Source organism: Sorangiineae bacterium MSr11367, from assembly GCA_037157805.1.
GTDB lineage: Bacteria > Myxococcota_A > Polyangia > Polyangiales > Polyangiaceae > Pendulispora > Pendulispora rubella.
This window is the reverse complement of the sequence record CP089983.1, coordinates 9,794,331-9,813,449: the sequence shown is the minus strand read 5'-3', so window position 1 is coordinate 9,813,449 and position 19,119 is coordinate 9,794,331. Positions and strand designations below refer to the sequence as shown.

Below are 19,119 nucleotides of genomic sequence, written 5' to 3'. Positions count from 1 at the left end.
AGCTCGAGCGGCGAGTGCTGCAAGGGCCCCTGGACCTGCGTGCCGCGGCCGAGTCCGTTGCAAAGATCCGTTGCTTCGGAGGTAGACCGATGTGCCCGGCGAGCTCGCCCTCCAACGATCGGCATGAGAGGTAAGGCGCTATGACATGTTATCTTTTTCCCGGCCAAGGTTCTCAGGTCAAAGGCATGGGCGGATATTTGTTCGATGAGTATCCGCAGATGACAGAGCAGGCGAGCGATATCCTTGGTTATTCGATCAAGGCGCTTTGTCTGGAGGATTCCGACAAACGGTTGGGGCAGACGAAATATACGCAGCCGGCGCTCTACGTGGTCAACGCCATGGCGTACCAGCAGAAATTGAAGGTGACGGGCAGGCTCCCCGACTTCGTTGCCGGCCACAGTTTGGGCGAATACAACGCTCTGCAAGCGGCGGGCGCGCTCAGCTTCGAGCAGGGTTTGAAGTTGGTAGAACGACGGGGTGAACTCATGAGCCAGGCGCCCAAGGGGGCGATGGCGGCCATTGTCGGGCCTTCGCCAGAGGCGGTTGCTGAATGTCTCAAGAGCCATCATCTGGACACGATCGACATCGCCAACATGAATTCTCCCAGGCAAACCGTGGTCGCTGGGGCGTTCGACGACCTCAAAGAGTCGCAGACCGCTTTCGAGGCGATCGGTGCGACGTTCATTCCTTTGAATACCAGCGGTGCCTTCCATTCGCGCTATATGGCGGCGGCAGCTTCGGAATTCGAAGAGTACCTCGAAACGGTGAAGTTTTCGAAGCTTCAACTTCCAGTGATTGCGAACGTGTCGGCCAAACCGCATCGGCAGGGCCAGGTTGCCCGCTATCTGGTGAAGCAGATTACCCATCCGGTGAGGTGGGTCGAGAGTATGCAGTATTTGCTGGCGCAGGGCGAAACGGATTTCGAAGAGCTAGGCGTCGGGGATGTGCTGACGAAATTGGTGGCGGCCATTCGGAAAGGATTCGTGCCGACGGGCTCCCTGAAGGAGAGCTCGAACGAAAGCATCGAGACGTCTGCGGCTGCGAGGGATGCGAAACCGATCGCGGAAGCGGAACTCCGGGCAGCAAAAGAGAAGAAGATGGCAGACGTGCGTAGAAGGATCGAGGACTGGAATGGGAGGCATCCCGTAGGGACTCGGGTGAGGGTGGAGGGATATGGGGAATTCATGAAAACCCGTAGCCCCGCGATGGTGCTATTTGGACATCGTGCGGCCATCTATCTGCAAGGTTATGACGGATATTTTGTGCTGGATGAGGTGAGACGGGTTGCTTGAACGTCCTGCCAGCTCGGTCAGCCCTGCCAGCTCTGTCAGCTCGAGGGGCCGGCACGCACGGCGACGAGCAACACTTCGATCTATAGTTCGGCGAGCAAGCTTGTAGGAGAAAGAGATATGACCGCTGTCGGAATTGAAGCGATGAACGTTTTCGCGGGAACTGCCTACCTGGATGTGCGAAAGCTGGCCGAGCACCGCAACTTGGATACTACCAGATTTCAAAATCTGTTGATGGTGGAGAAGACCGTTGCCTTGCCCTACGAAGACCCGGTCACCTTCGGCGTGAATGCTGCCAAACCGATCATCGACGCGCTCAGCGACGAGGAGCGAGGTAGGATTGAAATGGTCATCACGTGCACGGAATCGGCGTTCGATTTCGGCAAGTCGATGAGTACCTATTTTCATCACTACTTGCGACTGAGTCGCAATTGCCGGCTGTTCGAGCTCAAAAACGCCTGCTACTCCGGCGTGGCCGGTTTGCAGATGGCCATTAGTTTCATTCTTTCCCAGGTATCACCGGGCGCCAAAGTCTTGGTGATCGCCACCGATATTTCCCGTTTCATCATGGAGGAGGGGGGCGAATCGCTCACACAAGACTGGTCTTTCGCCGAGCCCAGCGGCGGTGCCGGCGCGGTGGCCATGTTGGTCAGTGAAACGCCCCACGTGTTTCAAGTCGATGTAGGGGCGAACGGCTACTATGGTTACGAGGTGATGGACGCCTGTCGACCGGCACCGGACAGCGAAGCCGGGAATGCCGATTTGTCGCTGCTTTCCTATCTGGATTGCTGTGAGAATGCTTTCCTGGAGTATCAAAAGCGCGTCGACGGCGCGGACTACGCAAAAAGCTTCAATTATCTGGCGTTTCACACGCCGTTTGGCGGCATGATCAAAGGAGCGCATCGCAATTTGATGCGCACGTTGGCGAAGGCGCCATCGGAACACATTGAAGAGGACTTCAAGCGACGTGTGACTCCGGGCCTCAAATACTGCCAGCGAGTCGGCAACATCATGGGGGCGACCACCATGTTGTCCGTGGCAAGCACCATCGACAATGGTGATTTTGCGCAAGCGCAGCGAATCGGCTGCTTTTCCTATGGTTCCGGTTGCTGCTCGGAATTTTTTAGCGGTATCGTCACCAGGGAGGGGCAGGAGCGTCTGCAACGCTTTAGGATCCATGATCAACTCGACCGGCGCCATGAGTTGTCGATGGAAGAATACGACAATCTACTGATCGGCAGCCGCGTCGTGAGATTTGGTACGCGCAACGCGACCCTGGATATGAGCTTTATCCCTCAGGCAGTCAGCACGCACCGCAAAGAAACTCTGTTTTTGACCAGGATCAAAGAATACCACCGGGAGTATCAATGGCTATCTTGAACCGGGCAACGACAGATTACGAAACACTCCGCGTCAGATTCGAAGAGGATATTTGCTACCTCCAGTTCCATCGCCCGGAGGCAAACAATACCATCAACGATCGACTCGTCGAGGAATGCGGGCAGGTACTCGAGCTGTGCAGGGAGAACGCCAAGATCGTGATCCTGGAAGGTTTACCGGAGGTTTTCTGTTTTGGGGCGGACTTCCAGCAGATTCAAGCAGACCTCGAGAGCACATCGCACCAGGCGCAAAAAGATCCGGAGCCTATTTATGATCTCTGGTTGCAGTTGGCCAGAGGCCCCTATTTGACAATTGCTCACGTGCGCGGCAAGGCCAATGCCGGTGGGGTTGGCTTCGTCGCCGCCTGTGATGTGGTGCTGGCCGACGATAAAGCGGTATTCAGCCTGTCCGAACTGCTCTTCGGCCTGATTCCGGCCTGTGTACTGCCGTTCTTGATTCGCCGCGTGGGCCTTTCCAAGGCTCACCATATGACCCTGATGACTCAACCTATCTCCGCCAAACAGGCCCTGGAGTGGGGGCTGGTCGATGCCTGTGAAGCCAATAGCGACAATCTCCTGCGGAAGTACCTATTACGTCTGAGGCGGCTATCCAAGCAAAGCATTGACCGCTACAAAACGTACATGAACAGCTTGAGCGATATCTTGATCGCGTCCAAGCCGCAGGCGCTCGCCACCAATCGTGCCGTGTTTTCCGATACGAGCAATCTGCAAAATATCGCGCGCTATGTGAAAACAGGGAAATTTCCCTGGGAATGACGACGAGACCAACTTACCTTCGCCTTTGCTCCCCCTGGCGCGCCTCCTCGATGGCCTCGGCCTCCTCCTCGGCCTCTTCGGCATCTCGCTCGCGGCCGGTGTTGACCCGTGCAACGCGCACCCTTGCCGGTGACCGCTCGAATCTCGCTCCCCTTGCAGAAGCCTCGATCCGCGCCGCCTCGCGGGGAGCTCTGCGTGCCATGAGATCGTCGCGCCGGCGCCGCTGGTGCTCGTGCCACCACGTCATCCCCGCTTCGTGCTCCCTGAAGTCTTCCTCGCTCGATGTCAGCGCGACGAGTGCGTGAATGGCCAGGCCGATGCCCCAGCCAAGCAGGGGCAAGAACCAGATCCACCATGGGGTGAAGCTCAGGAGAACCAGGCCGAGGACCAGGATGCCCGCGTTGACGATCCCGTAGACCCCCGCATGGCGATAGAGGTTCAGGCGCTGTTGGCGGATCCAGACATCGCGCCGCCTCACGAAATCGCGGTCCGCGGCGCTCGGCTCCTGCTTGCCGGCTCGCAGTGCGCGGCTGGCCTCCCGCAGGGAATCGGGGTCGATACCCACTTCGGCCGCGACGGCGAGGAGCTCCTCGAAGCCAAGCTTGGTCGCCCCCTGGCGCTCGGCTTGCTGCTCGATGGCCTGGGCGAGCACATCGCGGACCTCGGCCGTCGAGAAACGCTGCGCATCGGTCGCGCTCTGCGGCAGCTTACGGGTTTGCGGGCGATTCGCCGCTCCGCGCTCGCTGCCTTCGCGAACGGCGGCATCGAGCGCCTGCACCACCTCGTGCATGGAGGAGAAGCGGTCCTCGGGGCGCTTCTCGAGGGCGCGGAGGATCACGTCCTGGATGGCCCGCGGCACCGCGGCCTGATCGAGTGGGGCGCGGTCGACGCGATCCGTGAGCACCGACGCCATGACGGCAATCGCATCATTCGATCCGCGCCAAGGAAGCCGCCCCGCGAGCCGTTCGTATGCGACGACGCCCCACGCGAACTGGTCGGTGCGACCGTCGAGCGCGTCGCCGCGGATTTGCTCGGGAGCCATGTAGACAGGGGTTCCCAGCTTGACGCCCTCGATGGTGAGCGTCGGAATGGCGGGCGTCTCGGTTTCGTCGTGGGGATCGCTGCCGCGCTGGCGACGGGCGATGCCGAAGTCGACGACCTTCACCACCCCGTCCTGCCGAATCATCACGTTCTCGGGCTTGATGTCGCGGTGGACGAGTCCTCGCTCGTGCGCCACACCGAGCGCCCGGGCCACGTCGGCGAGCTGCGCGACGCACGTCGCCCGTGGGATGGAATCATCGCCAACGGCGTCGCGCAGTGTCCGACCCGAGACGAGCTCCATGACGATGAACGGCGTCCCCTCGTACTCGCCGACGTCGAAGATGGAGACGACGTTGGGATGATCGAGTGCCGCCGCAACGCGGGCCTCGCGGAGGAGGCGAGCGTTGGCCTCGGCGTCAACCTGCCCATCGCGCTGCTCTTCGGAGATGACCTTGAGGGCCACGCGCCTCTGCAGCCGCGTGTCGTGGGCGCGGTAGACGCAGCCCATCCCTCCCTCCCCGAGTTGGGCCTCGATCGTGTAACGCTCGAACGTGTCTCCCGGCTTCAGCACCGGGCGCGAGAATAGTAGATCTTCGCGGCCTCCCCCGCCCATTTTGTGACAACCGCGCAGGGCAGCGGGTCGATGGATTCGAGGCATTGCTCGGTGCCGCCCATTCGCAGTCACATGGCGAGGTTGCAAAATACATGGATCACCAGGACAGAGATCGGTCGAATTCGGCCTCCACGCACCACGAGCGTGACGCCCGCGCGGGTTTTTTCGTACGAGCGACCCTTTTGCCCGAACTACGGCGCGCATGGAGCGATTCGGCTGCGGGGGACTTGCTGCAGGAAGTCACACCCGAACAGGTCGGTGACGTGGTGCGCGCATGGCAGGACGCGATCCCACTGGACGATGCGGCGTTCGACGAGCGGCTCGATGCGGAAGGCCTGGGGCGCGTGGCGTTTGGCCAATTGCTGGCCTTGCGTGAGCAGATTGCGGCGCGGATGAAGGAGCCCTGGCACGATACGTTGGGCGCGGTCCTGGATCGGATAGGGCAGCCCATGGGGTTGGAACCGGCATGGAGTGAGTTGGGGCCGTTTGCGGAGGTGCTGGACGGGTTCGTGGCCGTGGGATGGGAAAGCGTGCGCAAGCGTGCGCCGAGCTGCGAAGCGGCCTTCGACATCGCGTGGGATGCGATCGCAAAAGGCTTACAGAACCAGCTACGCGAAAGACTTCTCTGGCTGGCCTCGCGCACCTTGGTGCTGGAGCTGAACGTGGCACGCCTCCAAGAACGCCTGGAAGGTGACACGCCCGAGGCGCGTTGCCGTTACTACACCGAAACGCTGTTGCGCGGGCGTGACGAGTGGGAAAGGCTCTTCGACGAGTATCAGGGGCTCGCACGCCTGCTGTGCACGACCTGTCTGCGTTGGGCGGACGCCGTCTCCGAGGTGCTGGGCCACTTGGCCGAAGATTTTCCTCGGATCCAGCCGATGCTCTTGCATCGGCCGCAGACACGGCTCGCGCTGGTGGAGCTCGAGGGGGGTATCTCCGACCCGCACCGCGACGGCCGTGGGGTGTGGAAGGTCGCCCTTGCTGCGGGTGCAAAGACGAAGGAGCGGCTCGTGTACAAGCCGCGTTCGCTCGCCGTGGACGCGCATTTTCAACAGCTCCTCGGGTTCTGCAACGAGGGGGCACGAAAGGGCGAGTTGCGGCTCTCCGATTTGCGCCACGGCGCGCTCCAGCATACCGGGCCTGATTTTCCGGAGATGCCGATCCTTGGGGTGCTCGACTGCGGCGATCACGGCTGGATGGAGCACGTCGAGCGAGGGGACTGCCCGAACGACGCGGCGGCCGAGCGCTTCTACGTGCGCCAGGGAGGGTACCTCGCGCTCTTGCACGTGCTCGACGCCGTCGATTTCCACTATCAAAACCTGATCGCCCGTGGCGAGCATCCCGTGCTCGTCGACCTGGAGAGCTTGTTCCATCCGGCCCTGCCGAGCCCACCCTCGGACAACGAAGCCTATTCGCTGGGCTACGTGCGCCTCCTCCACTCGGTGATCGGTACGGGACTTCTGCCCGGTCGCATGTGGGGCAACGACGTGAATGCGGGCATCAACATCGGCGGCATGGGCGATGGCGATGCGCGGGTGGCTCCTCAGGCGAGCCGCATGTTGCAAGACATCGGGACCGACACCATGCGCGTCGTCGAGGGCCCGAATCCGACGCTTCCCCTCGGCGACAACGTGCCGCGCGTGGCCGGTGCCGTTGCGCGGTTGACGCAGCACACGGAGGCCCTCGTGGCCGGCCTCGAGGCCATGTTGCGCTTCCTCGGCGCGCGCGCGGCGGAGCTTCTCGCGTCCGGTGGCGCCATTGCAGCCTTTGCAAACGATCCGGTGCGCCACATCGTACGCGGCACGGCGGTGTACCTGCGGCTTCTCGGCGGAGCGAGGCATCCCGACCGCTTGCGCGATCTGCTCGAGCGTGAGCGGTTGTTCGAGCTCTTATGGCGGGTCACCGCGTCCCCGACGTTGCGCCGCCTCATTCCGTTCGAGAAGGAGGATCTGCGCCTCGGGGATGTGCCGTATTTCACCGCGCGCCCCGATTCGCGCGATCTCTGGAGCAGCCGGGGCCATCGGGTGGCGGACGTCTTTCCGCGCGGCGCCCTCGACGATGTCGGAGCGCGTTTGCGCGGCCTCGACGACGGCGAAATCGACGCGCAGGTGTTCATCACCCGCGGCGCGATCTCCGCCGTGTACCCCGATGGCCCCATCCATTGGCCCGTCGAGTCGAGGGCGCGCTCGCGTGCCCAAGACTCGGCTGCGCGAGCCCTCGAGATGGCATGGCGCATCGGAGAGAGCCTATCCAAAAGTGCGATTCGAGGTCCCCGCAGCGCGACGTGGTTGGGAATGGATCCCGTGACCGGTGAGAGCTCGTTCCGGCTCGCACCGATCGGCCCGGACCTTTACGGTGGGACCGCGGGTGTGGCGCTGTTTCTCGCGTATCTGGGCGCCATCGCCCACGAGGAGCGCTTCACGCGCCTTGCCGAGCAGGCGGCCCATGCGACGCGTACCGCACTGGAAGAGTCCGCGATGTTGCGGCCCGCCGGTGGGTTCATCGGCGCGATGTCTGGCCTTTACGCGCTCGTCCTTCTCCGAAAATGCTGGCACGACGATGCCCAGCTGCCGCGCGCGGCCACGTTGCACGGGCTGCTCGATGGGGTCGAGGAGGCACTTGGGCGCGATACGAAGCTTGACGTGATGCATGGAGCGGCGGGCGCCATCCTTGCGCTGCTGACGCTCCACGAGGCCACCTCCGAGCCGCGTGCGCTCGACGTGGCCGTGACCGCGGGTCGCCATCTCGGCCGCCATGCCGTGCGCACCGCCGCGGGAACCGCGTGGAATACCGGCACGGGCCGGCGCATGTTGCTCGGCTTCTCCCACGGCGCGGCGGGGATCGCCTGCGCATTGTTTCGTTTGGCCGCGACCTTGCGACGGCATGCCATTTTGGCCGACGACGCGGCCGTCTTCGACGAGCTCTCGCAGGGGGCACTTTCGTTCGAGCGAGCACACTTCGATGTTTCCGCAGGCAATTGGCCCGATTTGCGCGACGAGGTGGGTGATCGCTTCATGCTGGCCTGGTGCCATGGCGCGCCCGGGATCGCCCTCTCCCGTCTTGGTATCCTTGCAGGAGCGCCCGACGCAACTGCCCGCACCGAGGTGGAGACGGCGGTGAAGACCGTGCTTGCGAGCCCCGCCCGAGAAAACCATGTGCTTTGCCACGGCGAACTCGGAAATCTCATGATCCTTCGGCACGCGGCCAATGTCTTGGATCGACCCAACTGGCACGTGGCCATCGAGCAACGATTGGACGCGAGCTTGGCCGTCGAATCGTCCCTGGGCCCGCGCTGTGGGTTTTCCTCTCCCGCGGCAGCCCCCTCGCTCATGGCCGGCATCGCGGGCATCGGCTACGGCCTGCTGCATCTGACACGGCCGGACGTGGTTCCTCGGATGCTCGACCTATCCTCACCGAAGTAGGCGAACCGCGCGAGGGTTGAAAAAGTCTCTGCGCGTGCATCATGCACGCGTCGAGTTGGTAATCACTGGAGGTGCATCTTGGACAAAGAAATGATCATTCGTAGTTGGAAAAATCAGGCCGGGTCCCAGACGGGGATCAACAAAGACCCTATGCCCCCCAACCCGGCGGGCTCGGCCGACGTCTCGATCGAACTCCTGGGAGGAGCCGTCGAGAATCGCGCATGGCCCACCGATTTCGAAACGGCACATTGCGCCACCTGCGGATCGGCTTGTCTCATCTAAATTAGCGCAACGCAACGGCGGGCGCGGATGATCTTCCTGACGGAAACATCGTGATGGAAGCCCGCGCCCCCGTTGTCGTACTGCGAAATGTGGAGTCGCTCAATCCGACTTGGCCGTGCGAAAGCCCAGATGGGCGGCGCCGAGGCCAGCGTCTTGCGGGTGCCTTGCCGTCGCGCGATGGCGGGCGCAGAAGTTCGATGCGCATAGGTACGAGCCGCCCTTGATCACACGGAGCTCCACCGAGGCGTGCTCCGGCGCATCTTCTTGGGGCTCGTGCGGCCCTCGATAGGAATCGCTCGTCCACTCCCAGACATTCCCGATCATGTCGTAGAGGCCCAATCCGTTCGCGGGAAAGCAACCGACGGGGGCGCGCCCCACGTAGCCGTCTTGGGCGAGGTTCTCGACGGGGAACTCACCTTGCCAAAAGTTCGCCCCGGGCCTTCCTTCCCGGGTCGTCGGGGCGCGATCGAGCTCCTCGCCCGTGAGGCCCGCCCGCGCCGCCAGCTCCCATTCGGCTTCGGTGGGCAGCCGTCGCCCGAGCCATTGCGCATAGGCGGTGGCGTCCTCCAGAGTGAGCTGCACGACCGGCTCGTTGCCGCGACTGGCCACTTCACTCGACGGGCCATCGGGGTGACGCCAATTGGCACCGCGTTCGTCGTGCCACCAGGGGTTTGGTCCTTCGCCAATCGCGGCGCGGGTGGGCTGGCGAAACACGGCGCCCCCGCCGCGTCTTTCGGCGGCCGTCACGTACCCCGTGCCGACGACGAAGGCTGCGAATTGGGCATTCGTCACCTCCGTACGGTCGAGGAAGAAGCCGCCCACGCGGACCGCACCTGCAGGGCGTTCATCGGCATATCCGTGCATGCTCCCGGGGACGAATTCCCCCCCTTCGACGTAAACCATACCGGCCGTCGGCGATGCGCCCCAATCGGGAGGGAGACCGCTGTACATACCGCAATCGACGGCGGAGCCGAGACGTGGCGAAGGGGCGCGGGGCCGGGCGCGAGCCCACACGGCGCCTACACTCACGGCCGTTATCAACGCGGTCGCGAGGATGATCCGCCTCACGGCGCCCCCGTGCCCCCCGGAATGACGCCCTTCGCTCGTTTGTATTTGCGCCACTCGGCTTGCAGCTCTTGGAAAATCACCGGCTCTTCCGCCGCCTTGTCGTGAGCCTCGGCCCCATCCGTCGCAAGATTGAACAGCTGCCATCCTCCCGAGCCCGCCGGGGCTTCGACCCACGTGAGCTTCCACTGGTCCCGCCGCACGTATCGATCGCCAAATAGCTCGTCGGCCAGAACGCTGCCGGCCGGGCGCACCCTCGTGGCGTTACCTCTCAAGCCGTTCAGCATCGAAAATCCGGTGATCGGATTTACCTCTTTCCCGTCGTATCGGGAGCCAGGATTTGGAATGTTGGCCATCTGGAGAAAGGTGGGCGCAAGATCCAAGGTTCGCGAGAGCCCTCGGAATGCTGCGCGACAACCGATCCGCCGCGGCAGGTGTGCAATGGCCGGCACGCGAACGCCGCCTTCGGTCGAATGCCCTTTCCAGAGCCTGTACGGAGCAGCGCTCACCTCGGCCCAGCGGGCGCCGTAGTTGATATTCGAGAGTGGACGCCCGATATTCTCGTGCGAATTGTCGGCATTCGGTCCATTCGGAAAAGTAAACGCGCTTCCCTCTGCGCCGTTGTCCGATTGGAAGAACACGAACGTGTCGTCGTACTCGCCAATATCGCGCAGATGCTGCAGCAATCGGCCGATGTTCGCGTCGAGATGCTCGACCATGGCGGCATACACTTCCATGGTGCGGGCCGAGAACATCTTCTGCTCTTCGGTCAGAGCGTCCCATCTGGGGTTTTCCGCCGTCGAAGGCAGTGGCGGATTCGGCTCGAATGCTACCGGAACGACACCGAGTTGCTTCAACCGCGCGATGCGCTTCAACCGGGCGGGCTCGAACCCACCGTCGTATCGTCCACGGTAGCGATCGATCATGTCGGGCGGCGCCTGAAGGGGCCAATGCGGAGCCGTGTAGGCCGCGTAGGCGAAGAACGGTTTCCCGTCGCCTGCATGCTCGTCGATGTACGAGATAAGCTTGTCGGTGTAGAACGTCGTCGAAAAAAAGTCCGCGGGGACAGTGGTGAGGGTACCGTTCTCTCGATACTTCACGTCATCGTACGGCATGGGCTTTCCGGGCACGGGCGCGAAGTGCGACCCGCCACCACCGAGCAATGCGAACGACGATTCGAATCCGCGCGCCTTGGGGCTCTGATCTTCCTCGAGCCCGAGATGCCACTTGCCCGCCATGTACGTGTGGTATCCACCATCCTGCAGAAGCTTTGCAATGGATAGGGAACGCTCGTTCAAATACCCCTCGTAGCCAGGCTTCCCTCGCTGCGAAGGAAGCAGCACCTCGGCCATCGAACCAAGGCCTGCGAGGTGATGATCCGTTCCGGAGAGCAGCTCGGACCGGGTGGGCGAGCACGTGGCCGCGGCATAGTAATCCGTGAGGATGCGACCCGTGGCCGCGAGCGCGTCGAGATTGGGCGTGGAGATTTCGCCGCCAAGAGCCCCGATGTCGGAATAACCCAGATCATCGGCCAGAATCATCAAAATATTCGGACGCCTTCGTGGTGCCCCATCCTCACCTACGAGGGCATTCCGTTCATCGTCGATCGTGCCCTTGGTTTCGTCCGTACTCGAGCACGAGAGAGAAACGACGAGACCCAGACAAAGTATGGCCGATCGCACGATCGACGTCACGTCGCATCCTGCGCTCCGATGAGGCGCGCGCTTTTGGGAGAATCGTCCTCCGCGAGCCGTGAATCGTCGCCCGCCGACGGAAGCGGTTCCTTGGAGCCAATCAGCTCGAGGAGTTCGCTCGCAAATCGGATGAGTTGGACGCGCTCGTATCCTTGCCCCTGGAGGTTGCGGAATACGCTCTTCGCTAGGATACGAATACTCCGAACAGAATCTTGTTCCTGCTGCATGGATGTTCTCCTCGTCCCGGGAGATTCGCGGAACGACCGAGCGAGAGAATCGAATAAGTCAGGTCTTGCAGAGACTGTCTATTTCAATCCGTGCAAGGCATGTTGGCGTAAAGGTCGTCATCCGGGACGAACTCTTCCGCCGCGTCCCTGGATGGCGGCTCTTGGGGTCGGCGTGGCTCCGCCGCCCTTTCGGGCGAAGGAGGGTGGATGGCTTTCTTCGCGGGATTCATGCGTTGTTCCTAAGAAGAAGTTGGCAATTTACCGATGATTTTCAGATGGGCGAGCACAATTCTGGAATATGAAGAAGGAAACCGCCAAGAACGCCAAAGGCTGCCAGGATCGCCACCTGGCGACACTCTTTTGGCGTCCTGGCGGTTCTTCTTCCTTTTGCGACGCGATGATACTGTTCGCGGACACCTGCTCGCCAAGGGGGGTAACGCTTTCTTACAGCTTCATGTGGCACCTCCCGGAACTTGGCGTGGCGCACGCTCGTCACGCAGCCATGGTTACGAGAAGGAGGGAGGGGTTGCCTGCACGTACGTGGTCGGCCTTCCCTCCCACGCGTTCGTGAAACGCGATTTGAGGACGGATACGATTTGGTCGAGCTTCTCCGCGGGAACCCGGCCCACGAGGTTGTGCGGGATCAGTTGATCGAAAATGTCTCGATGAGGGACGCTCTTCTCCATGGCAACGGGGACGCGCATGATGACCTTTCGGGCGCCCTCGGGATCTGCATGTGGACCAACCAATCTGTAGCAGGGTGCGATATTGGAGCCGCACGCGAGGCGGTACAACAGATCGGGATCGTCGAGGAAGTCTTCCAGCTTGGGGTTGCATCCAACGAGGTTGGCCACGTCATCCATGTAGTCCGTATATCGGACGAGCGTGCGCATGTACGGAATGCCGTTGGTCAGCGCTGTTTCTCTGGCAACGTCGGCGGCGATCTTGTCGTGCAGTTCGGTTCCTTGCGGAAGATCCCACTTTCCGCTGCACGCGCGCGCGAACAGACGGGCTTGCATTTCCGCTGCAGCGGGTATGCCGCCTTGAACGGGGCGCGCCCAGCCGATGAATGCAAGTCGCCGGCCCGTGTCGGGATGAAACATATGCTTGTAGAGGTGCCTCACGTCGGGGATCTCGAGACCCTCGACCCAATCCGATGGAATGGACCCCTCTTCGTAACCCGTGCAAAGCATGACGATGTCAGCTTCGGTGCTCTGCCCGTCCTTGAAGTAAATTCGCTTGCCCTCGCATCGCTCGATGCCGCCGATGGTGGGTTTGATCGCTCCGCTTAGAACGTTGTCGATGAACACGTCGTTCTTCTGGAGGAACCGTCCACCCTTCGACTTGGAAAGCCACTCAAGGACGAGGCGGTTGCGCGCAGGCATCTCGGGCGAATAGTGCAGCAACCTCTCTTTGAGGGCCGTGACGGTTCGAATGTGGTCTCCCCAATGAAGGACCCTCGTCGAAAATGCGTCGTTGGTGTCGGCACCGCCGTAGGGATACCGCTCGATGAGCAGAGGGTAGGAGCGCATCGAGAGCCAGCACTCTTGCGCAACATCCGAAATCCACTTCGTAATGTCGGCCGATGTCTCGCCCATTCCAACACAGACGACCCGCTTGCCGCGAAATTGCTCGGGGCCAGACCAGTCCGCGGTGTGGACGATCTCTCCAGTATAGTTCCCTTCCAACGGAATCATGCGAGGCGCCACGCGACGAAAGGCACCGCGACAAATGGCCACCGCCGTGAAGTTCTCCTCCCGCGGTCCGAGCGGTCCCATGCTCGCCACGCGGAACGTGCCGTCGGGATTTCTGAATATCCCCGTTACCTTGGTACTGGTGCGGGTGTGCTTCTTGAGGTCGAACTTGTCCGTGAACCGCTCGAGATATTGCACATACTCCGCGCGGCTCCAGAAGTAGCGGCCCTGATCCTCGGGAGGGGGCAAGGACGAAAAGGCCATGAAGTAATTGGACACCGTGAGGTGCATTCGGTCGTAGCCGAGGCCCGTCGAGAACACTCCTCCGATCTTGGCCTCTTCTTCGAAAAGAACGACCTCCGAGCCCTCTTCGAGGACTTCCTTGGCCGTCACCAGACCGGCCATCCCAGCGCCCACGACCGCTACTCTTTCCATCCCTCACCTCTCGGATATACTTTATGCTGCGGCGCGCCCTATCGCGGCCCACAGGGATTGCAGTGTTTGGTACTGCCAGACTCAATCATAACTAGTACCTGAGTCTCGTCAAGCGAACATCATCCAGGTCCTATCGATTGTATTGGATATCGGCAAAAGATATTCGTATCGACGAATCAAGGATTTCTGCTGGAACGAATTTCACGACCTGGCTTCCGGCTTCCGTCTCTCGTCTCCGAGCGTACGGAAGCCGGGGCAATGGCGACTCATCGCCGGCGCGATTCGATGACGTAACTGTACGACGTGGTTGGTACGAGGCGCACCAGGTCGAAGCCACCCGCGTCCAAGATCTTCGCGTACTCCTTCTCGGTGCGTTCGCGGCCGTTGCCCGTCATGATCATCATACCGAGATCGACGATCTTGCCGATGTCGGGGCCATTTCCGGGTTGAATGATGGCCTCGACCAAGAGAAGCTTCTGGCCGGGCTTCGTGGCGCGCTGCACCGTCTGGAAGATGCGCACGGACTCTTCGTCGGTCCAATCGTGAATGACGCTCTTCATCACGTAAGCATCGGCCGCCGGCACCGACTCGAAGAAGTTTCCGCCCACGGCCTGACAACGGTCTTTGATCGCGTCCCAGCGATCGTGGCCCTTTCCGGCGGAGGTGATCACGTGCGGTTGGTCGAAGAGAATACCCTTCAGATGCGGATGCTTCGCCAGAATCGTGGCGAGCAAGATGCCTCGACCGCCACCGAGGTCGCATAGCGTGCCGATGTCCGAGAAATCGTACGCATTGGCCACCGCGGCGGCGGACAAGGTCGAAAAGGACGTCATGCCGGCATTGAACACCGAGGCCGCCTCGGGATGCTTCGACGTGTACTGCCAAAGGTTCTCGCCATAGTGCAGATCGAATGCCGGCTTTCCGGTTTCGATGGCGGCGGGCAGCTTCGTCCACGCCTGAGCCATGATGTCGTGATGAAGAAACAGGACGCTATCGCGCATCGAATTCGGATTGTCGGTGCGAAGCAACTCGGACGACGCCGTATTCGCAAATCTGCCGTCGTCTTGCTCGGCGAAGATACCCAAGCTGGCGAGCGCCCGCAGCAGGCGGAGTACCGACGGGGCATGGGTGTTGGTGAGTCGAGCAAGTTCGTCCGACGTCTTCGGCTCCGAGGCGAGAAGGTCGGCAAAGCCGAATTTCGTGGCCGCGTGCAACGCGTGCGCACCTCGCGCCCCCAGTAGAGTGTCGGTCAGAGTCTGGGAGGGTTTTGACTGGTTGGCAGATGACATGCGAGCGTTTCCTTCCGATGAATACGAGTCTTATGACTGCTAGAGGTTTCTATGAGGAGGTGATGGGATATGTGGTTGAGCCCCTCGATACGTCCGAGGGGGCGTAGACGCCAGCACGTGGTCACTTTGAAGTGGAAGAATATTTCTTCGATGTAAGGGGGCGTTCGTTCATCGAATTGCTACTCTCAGCACGAAGGAAGTGGGACAACCGGGTGTTCGCAAATCTGCCGTCGTCGAGCTCGATGAAAATCCCCACGCTGGCGAGCGTCCGCAGCAAGCGGAGCACCGAGGGCGCAGGGACGTTGGTAAGTTGAGAAAGCTCGATCAATGTTTTCGGCCCCGAGGCGAGAAGATCCGCAAAGCCGAATTTGGTTGCAGCGTACAAGGCCTGAGGGCCCCGCGCTCCCAATAGAGTGTCGAGCTGCCTGGGGGACGGTGATGACTTGATGGCAGACGACATGCGCGGGGCCCTTCGGACGAATATGGTCTTACGGTCGCCAGCTACTTCCCATGGCAAGTGAAACAACCCCCGCCGATGAGCGGTTGTTTCTGAGGATCGGCGCCGTTGTACTCGGCAGCGCGCTTCGACAAATCCGAAGCCAAGCGCTCTTCGACGATATGTTTGAATTTCGGATTCCAGGTATCGTAACCTTCACTCTTGGAAATGAACTCGTAAACGGGGCGGGCCGCGTCGGGCTGCTGATTCTTTACGAGAATGTCGCCAAAATTGAGTAGGTATCCTTGAATCGAGTGCGGCCAGTTGTAGGCATTTCCGCAGTCGCGGCTCGGATTCGCAAAGGGCCTCTTGGCGAGCGGGCGTACGTCCGGGCGTGCACGATCGAACTTCACGCCGGAGCACATCTCGTAGAGACGAAAGATTGAATCGATGGACGTCGCAAAGTCTGGGCTGTTGCGGGGGGCCCCATTCATCAGATCGGTAACCGTGGCATAGCCCAGAGCGGGCATGTGGGCCGTGACGAGCTTTTCCATCTCGCGCCCTTTCTGCGCCGCGGCCCAGTCTTGTTTCACCATGGCGGCCGAATAAAGGACTCCACCCGCGAAAGCCGTATTGAAGATTTTGGACTGCTCGTCGGGCGAGGCATCCACGCCCTGCTGCGTGTATCTGACGGCCAATTCGAAGTGGGCCGGGATCTTCGCCGGGTCCATCGGAGGACCGCCGTAGCGCATCGTCTGAACGGGAATGACGTAAGCGAAGCCGCCGATGGTCGCGAGGTCCGCGTCCTTCGGGGAGGCGTTGAAGATCGCGATCATCTTGTCGCGAGAGGTGGCAATCGCGTCGAGGTCCATCGAGCGGAATGCCTCCCAGAAGGCATCCTTGGCGGCGCGCGCCGAAGCATCCGTCGTCGTCGCGGCGCCGTTGGTCGTGGCCCCGCTTGCCGCCGCGCCGCTCGTCGTCGCACCGCTCGTCGCGGTGACGTCGGACGCGGGCTTCGCACCCGCCTCACTGCATCCCAATGCCGCAGCCACGAGGGCTCCGGTTCCGAGTATCGTCGTAAAGTGCATTCTCAACGTGTTCATGGCTCGTCCTTTCCGGCGCGTAACATCGAAGACGTGTGTCCCTCAGCTGCTGCCGAGCAGCGATCCGCCGGTCGCGTCCACGAAGGAACCGGTGATCCATCGCGAGTCATCGGAAGCGAAGAACGCCACCACGTCGCCGATGTCCTCCGGTTCGGCAACTCGGCCGAAGGTGGAGAACTGCCCCAGCTGCTTCACGATTTCGGGGACATTAAAAACTGGATTGCTATTGCGCGTGACGCCTGGCGCCACACTATTGACCGTGATGTTGCGCGGTCCCAGATACTTGGCAAAATGCCGCGCCAGCATCTCGAGGGCGCTCTTGCTCATCGCGAATACAATCTCCTCCGGATTGGCGAACCTCGTCAGGCCCGTGGAGATGTTGATGATGCGGCCGCCATCCGGAATGATCGATAGCGCGCGCTGGATGATGAAATACGGTGCCTTGGCGTTGACGGCCATCAGGCGGTCGAACATCTCGGGCGTGGTGGTTTCGGGCGGGTTGCGCGCCAGAATCCCTGCATTGTTGACCAGAATGTTGAGTTCGACCTTCCCTGTGTGCTCCTGGAGCCCCTGTTCCAGTCCGGCGAAGAGCCGGTCCACGTCACCGGGAACGCCCAGCTCGGCCTGGATTGCAAAGGCGCGGCCACCCGCCTTCCCGATCGTGGTGACGACTTCCTGGGCAGCGGCCGCGTTGGTCGCATAATGGACGGCGACGAGCGCCCCTTCGCGAGCGAGTCGGATGGCGGTCGCTCGGCCGATGGCGCGGCTCGATCCCGTGACCAATGCGGTCTTGCCAGTGAGCTTGCCCGTCATGACCTATCTCCTATCCCTGTTTGAGATTGCGGCGCGCCGAACCAACGGCGCAAAGCGGTGGTGAGTTCGCTCGAATCCGTGCTCGTGGCGCTCCACACGACGTAGCCATCGGGACGAACGAGAAGGGCGCCTCCAGCCAGCAGCTCGTTTTGCAGTGGCTTCGCCTGGACGACCTGGATCTGGCCCGCCCACGGCGCTGCTTGCGCATGCAGCTGCTCGAATCGTGCTCGGTCGTCGCTGTCTGCAAAAACGAGCAGCACGCCTCGACCACCGCGGAGCAACGTCGCCGTGTCGGTGGCGCCCGACGTGGTGGTCAGCTCCGTGTGCGGCATCCGCGCGCCCAGCAAGGGGTGTGCGCCTGCGCCGACGTCGTATCGAATATCCAGACCGCTGATCATGGATGCGAAATCGGTGCGTACGTCATCGTGCGGGATCAATTTGCCGATGAGGTTTCGAAGCGCCTCCACCTCCGGGCCTCCCAAGAGGAGCATGGCCTGTGCCTTGATATTCGACAGCACGCTTTCGCCGACTCGATGCCGCTCGTGATGATAGGTATCGAGCAGCTCCTGGGAGGCTTGACCGCGGACACAAAGTGCAAGCTTCCAGCCGAGGTTAAATGCATCCTGCAGACCGAGGTTGAGGGCCTGGCCGCCAATTGGCATTTGCCGATGTGCGGAGTCTCCCGCAAACAAGATCCGCCCATGGCGGTAGTGCGTGAGTTGGCAGGAGCCATCGCTGAAGGAGTTGACCCACAGCGGGGTTCCACCGCGGATGTCTTCACCGGTGACGCGCATCCAGATGTCCGCCACCTCGGCGAACGAGGCTTGCGCGGCCCCGCGTTTCTCCGTGCGACCGAACTCGTGCACCATCACGCGGGTGACCCCATCTTCGCGACGAGCTGCAATGGCGAGTCCCTTCGCCAAACGCTGGAATCGGCGGTTGGGGATTTGGATGCCGGCGACGTCCGCGCGAATCATCACGCGCTCCAACTCCGAATTGGGGAAGTCCACCCCAACGAGCCGTCGAACCGTGCTGTTCTCGCCGTCGCAGGCGACCACATAATCGGCGTCGAACCGTACGAGGCCTTCCGGGCCGGTCGCGTGGATCTCGACGCCACCATCACCGGCGGTCACGCTGGTCACTTCGTGCCCCCGGCGGATGTCTGCTCCCAAAGAGGCCGCCCATTGCTGGAGGATCTGCTCGAGACGCGTTTGAGTAACCTTCCATTGGCCGGGGTACGGGCTCGGAAGGGTAAGGTCGAGCGGCAGCCCCCCGAAATGACCCATGGCGTCGTTCGAGGGCTTCCCGACGCTCGCCAGAAGGCCCCGGCTATCCAAAATTTCCATGGTGCGTGCGTGGAGCGTCGAGGCTCGGGACTCCGTCATCGGGGCGTCCAGCTTCTCCAGCACGATCACCTCGGCACCGCCGAGTTTCAGTTCGCCGGCGAGCATCAGCCCGACCGGCCCCGCGCCCACGACGACCACCTGCGTCGTGGTCCGTATTCTTGTCATTGGTCCCGTTTTATCCATCGCGATTCAACGCCGGCGAGCGTCGGACCCG

The 19,119-nt window shown here is 61.9% G+C and carries 13 protein-coding genes; 4 read left to right on the top strand and 9 right to left on the bottom strand.

From position 1 onward, the window contains the following. Positions 1-140 precede the first annotated feature (140 nt). From fabD to LVJ94_37785, 3 genes are all read left to right on the top strand, one after another. On the top strand, positions 141-1,292 hold the full coding sequence (fabD, locus tag LVJ94_37795) for an ACP S-malonyltransferase (protein WXB02658.1): 1,152 nt from the start codon (positions 141-143) through the stop codon (positions 1,290-1,292). A gap of 117 nt (positions 1,293-1,409) precedes the next feature. Further along, positions 1,410-2,669 carry a hydroxymethylglutaryl-CoA synthase family protein gene (locus tag LVJ94_37790; GenBank protein WXB02657.1) on the top strand — a complete coding sequence of 420 codons (1,260 nt, stop codon included), beginning with the start codon at positions 1,410-1,412 and terminating at the stop codon, positions 2,667-2,669. Further along, a complete protein-coding gene (locus LVJ94_37785) occupies positions 2,657-3,445 on the top strand; it encodes an enoyl-CoA hydratase/isomerase (protein WXB02656.1) in 789 nt (262 codons plus the stop codon). Before LVJ94_37790 ends, LVJ94_37785 begins: the two co-directional genes overlap by 13 nt. Before the next feature lie 13 nt (positions 3,446-3,458). On the opposite strand, the gene LVJ94_37780 is transcribed toward LVJ94_37785, so the two are convergent. Next, complete coding sequence (locus LVJ94_37780) at positions 3,459-5,057, bottom strand: protein kinase (protein ID WXB02655.1); 1,599 nt, start codon at positions 5,055-5,057, stop codon at positions 3,459-3,461. A 134-nt stretch (positions 5,058-5,191) separates the two neighbouring features. Between LVJ94_37780 and LVJ94_37775 the strand changes: the two genes are divergently transcribed. Beyond that, positions 5,192-8,521, top strand: a complete 3,330-nt coding sequence (locus LVJ94_37775; GenBank protein ID WXB02654.1) for a type 2 lantipeptide synthetase LanM family protein — start codon at positions 5,192-5,194, stop codon at positions 8,519-8,521. 381 nt (positions 8,522-8,902) lie between these two features. Here the strand turns inward: LVJ94_37775 and LVJ94_37770 are convergent, their stop codons facing one another. The 8 genes from LVJ94_37770 to LVJ94_37735 form a co-directional block, all read right to left on the bottom strand. Next, on the bottom strand, positions 8,903-9,754 hold the full coding sequence (locus tag LVJ94_37770) for a formylglycine-generating enzyme family protein (GenBank protein WXB02653.1): 852 nt from the start codon (positions 9,752-9,754) through the stop codon (positions 8,903-8,905). 113 nt (positions 9,755-9,867) lie between these two features. Next, on the bottom strand, positions 9,868-11,409 hold the full coding sequence (locus LVJ94_37765; GenBank protein ID WXB02652.1) for an arylsulfatase: 1,542 nt from the start codon (positions 11,407-11,409) through the stop codon (positions 9,868-9,870). Positions 11,410-11,558: 149 nt separating this feature from the next. Then, positions 11,559-11,789, bottom strand: coding sequence for a hypothetical protein (locus LVJ94_37760; protein ID WXB02651.1), 231 nt, complete (start codon positions 11,787-11,789; stop codon positions 11,559-11,561). Between the two features lie 506 nt (positions 11,790-12,295). Next, entirely contained in the window at positions 12,296-13,918 is a 1,623-nt protein-coding gene (locus tag LVJ94_37755; GenBank protein WXB02650.1) for an NAD(P)-binding protein, read from the bottom strand. A gap of 266 nt (positions 13,919-14,184) precedes the next feature. Beyond that, the gene (locus LVJ94_37750; protein WXB02649.1) at positions 14,185-15,207 is read right to left on the bottom strand and encodes a hypothetical protein; all 1,023 of its coding nucleotides are present in this window, start codon (positions 15,205-15,207) and stop codon (positions 14,185-14,187) included. A gap of 501 nt (positions 15,208-15,708) precedes the next feature. After that, positions 15,709-16,746 (bottom strand): hypothetical protein, encoded by a 1,038-nt coding sequence (locus LVJ94_37745; protein WXB02648.1) that lies wholly within the window; start codon positions 16,744-16,746, stop codon positions 15,709-15,711. 42 nt (positions 16,747-16,788) lie between these two features. Further along, complete coding sequence (locus LVJ94_37740) at positions 16,789-17,559, bottom strand: SDR family oxidoreductase (GenBank protein ID WXB02647.1); 771 nt, start codon at positions 17,557-17,559, stop codon at positions 16,789-16,791. Then, positions 17,556-19,070: an FAD-dependent monooxygenase gene (locus tag LVJ94_37735; protein WXB02646.1), complete on the bottom strand. Its 1,515-nt coding sequence runs from the start codon at positions 19,068-19,070 to the stop codon at positions 17,556-17,558. Before LVJ94_37735 ends, LVJ94_37740 begins: the two co-directional genes overlap by 4 nt. Positions 19,071-19,119 lie beyond the last annotated feature (49 nt).

Bases quoted from the DNA above. Each gene is read 5' to 3' on its own strand.
- LVJ94_37765 (WXB02652.1), bottom strand. From the start codon at position 11,409: ATGATTCTGGCCGATGATCTGGGTTATTCCGACATCGGGGCTCTTGGC.
- LVJ94_37745 (WXB02648.1), bottom strand. From the start codon at position 16,746: ATGAACACGTTGAGAATGCACTTTACGACGATACTCGGAACCGGAGCC.
- LVJ94_37790 (WXB02657.1), top strand. From the start codon at position 1,410: ATGACCGCTGTCGGAATTGAAGCGATGAACGTTTTCGCGGGAACTGCC.
- fabD (WXB02658.1), top strand. From the start codon at position 141: ATGACATGTTATCTTTTTCCCGGCCAAGGTTCTCAGGTCAAAGGCATG.
- LVJ94_37740 (WXB02647.1), bottom strand. From the start codon at position 17,559: ATGACGGGCAAGCTCACTGGCAAGACCGCATTGGTCACGGGATCGAGC.
- LVJ94_37735 (WXB02646.1), bottom strand. From the start codon at position 19,070: ATGACAAGAATACGGACCACGACGCAGGTGGTCGTCGTGGGCGCGGGG.
- LVJ94_37785 (WXB02656.1), top strand. From the start codon at position 2,657: ATGGCTATCTTGAACCGGGCAACGACAGATTACGAAACACTCCGCGTC.
- LVJ94_37775 (WXB02654.1), top strand. From the start codon at position 5,192: ATGGATCACCAGGACAGAGATCGGTCGAATTCGGCCTCCACGCACCAC.
- LVJ94_37755 (WXB02650.1), bottom strand. From the start codon at position 13,918: ATGGAAAGAGTAGCGGTCGTGGGCGCTGGGATGGCCGGTCTGGTGACG.
- LVJ94_37760 (WXB02651.1), bottom strand. From the start codon at position 11,789: ATGCAGCAGGAACAAGATTCTGTTCGGAGTATTCGTATCCTAGCGAAG.
- LVJ94_37770 (WXB02653.1), bottom strand. From the start codon at position 9,754: ATGTACAGCGGTCTCCCTCCCGATTGGGGCGCATCGCCGACGGCCGGT.
- LVJ94_37750 (WXB02649.1), bottom strand. From the start codon at position 15,207: ATGTCATCTGCCAACCAGTCAAAACCCTCCCAGACTCTGACCGACACT.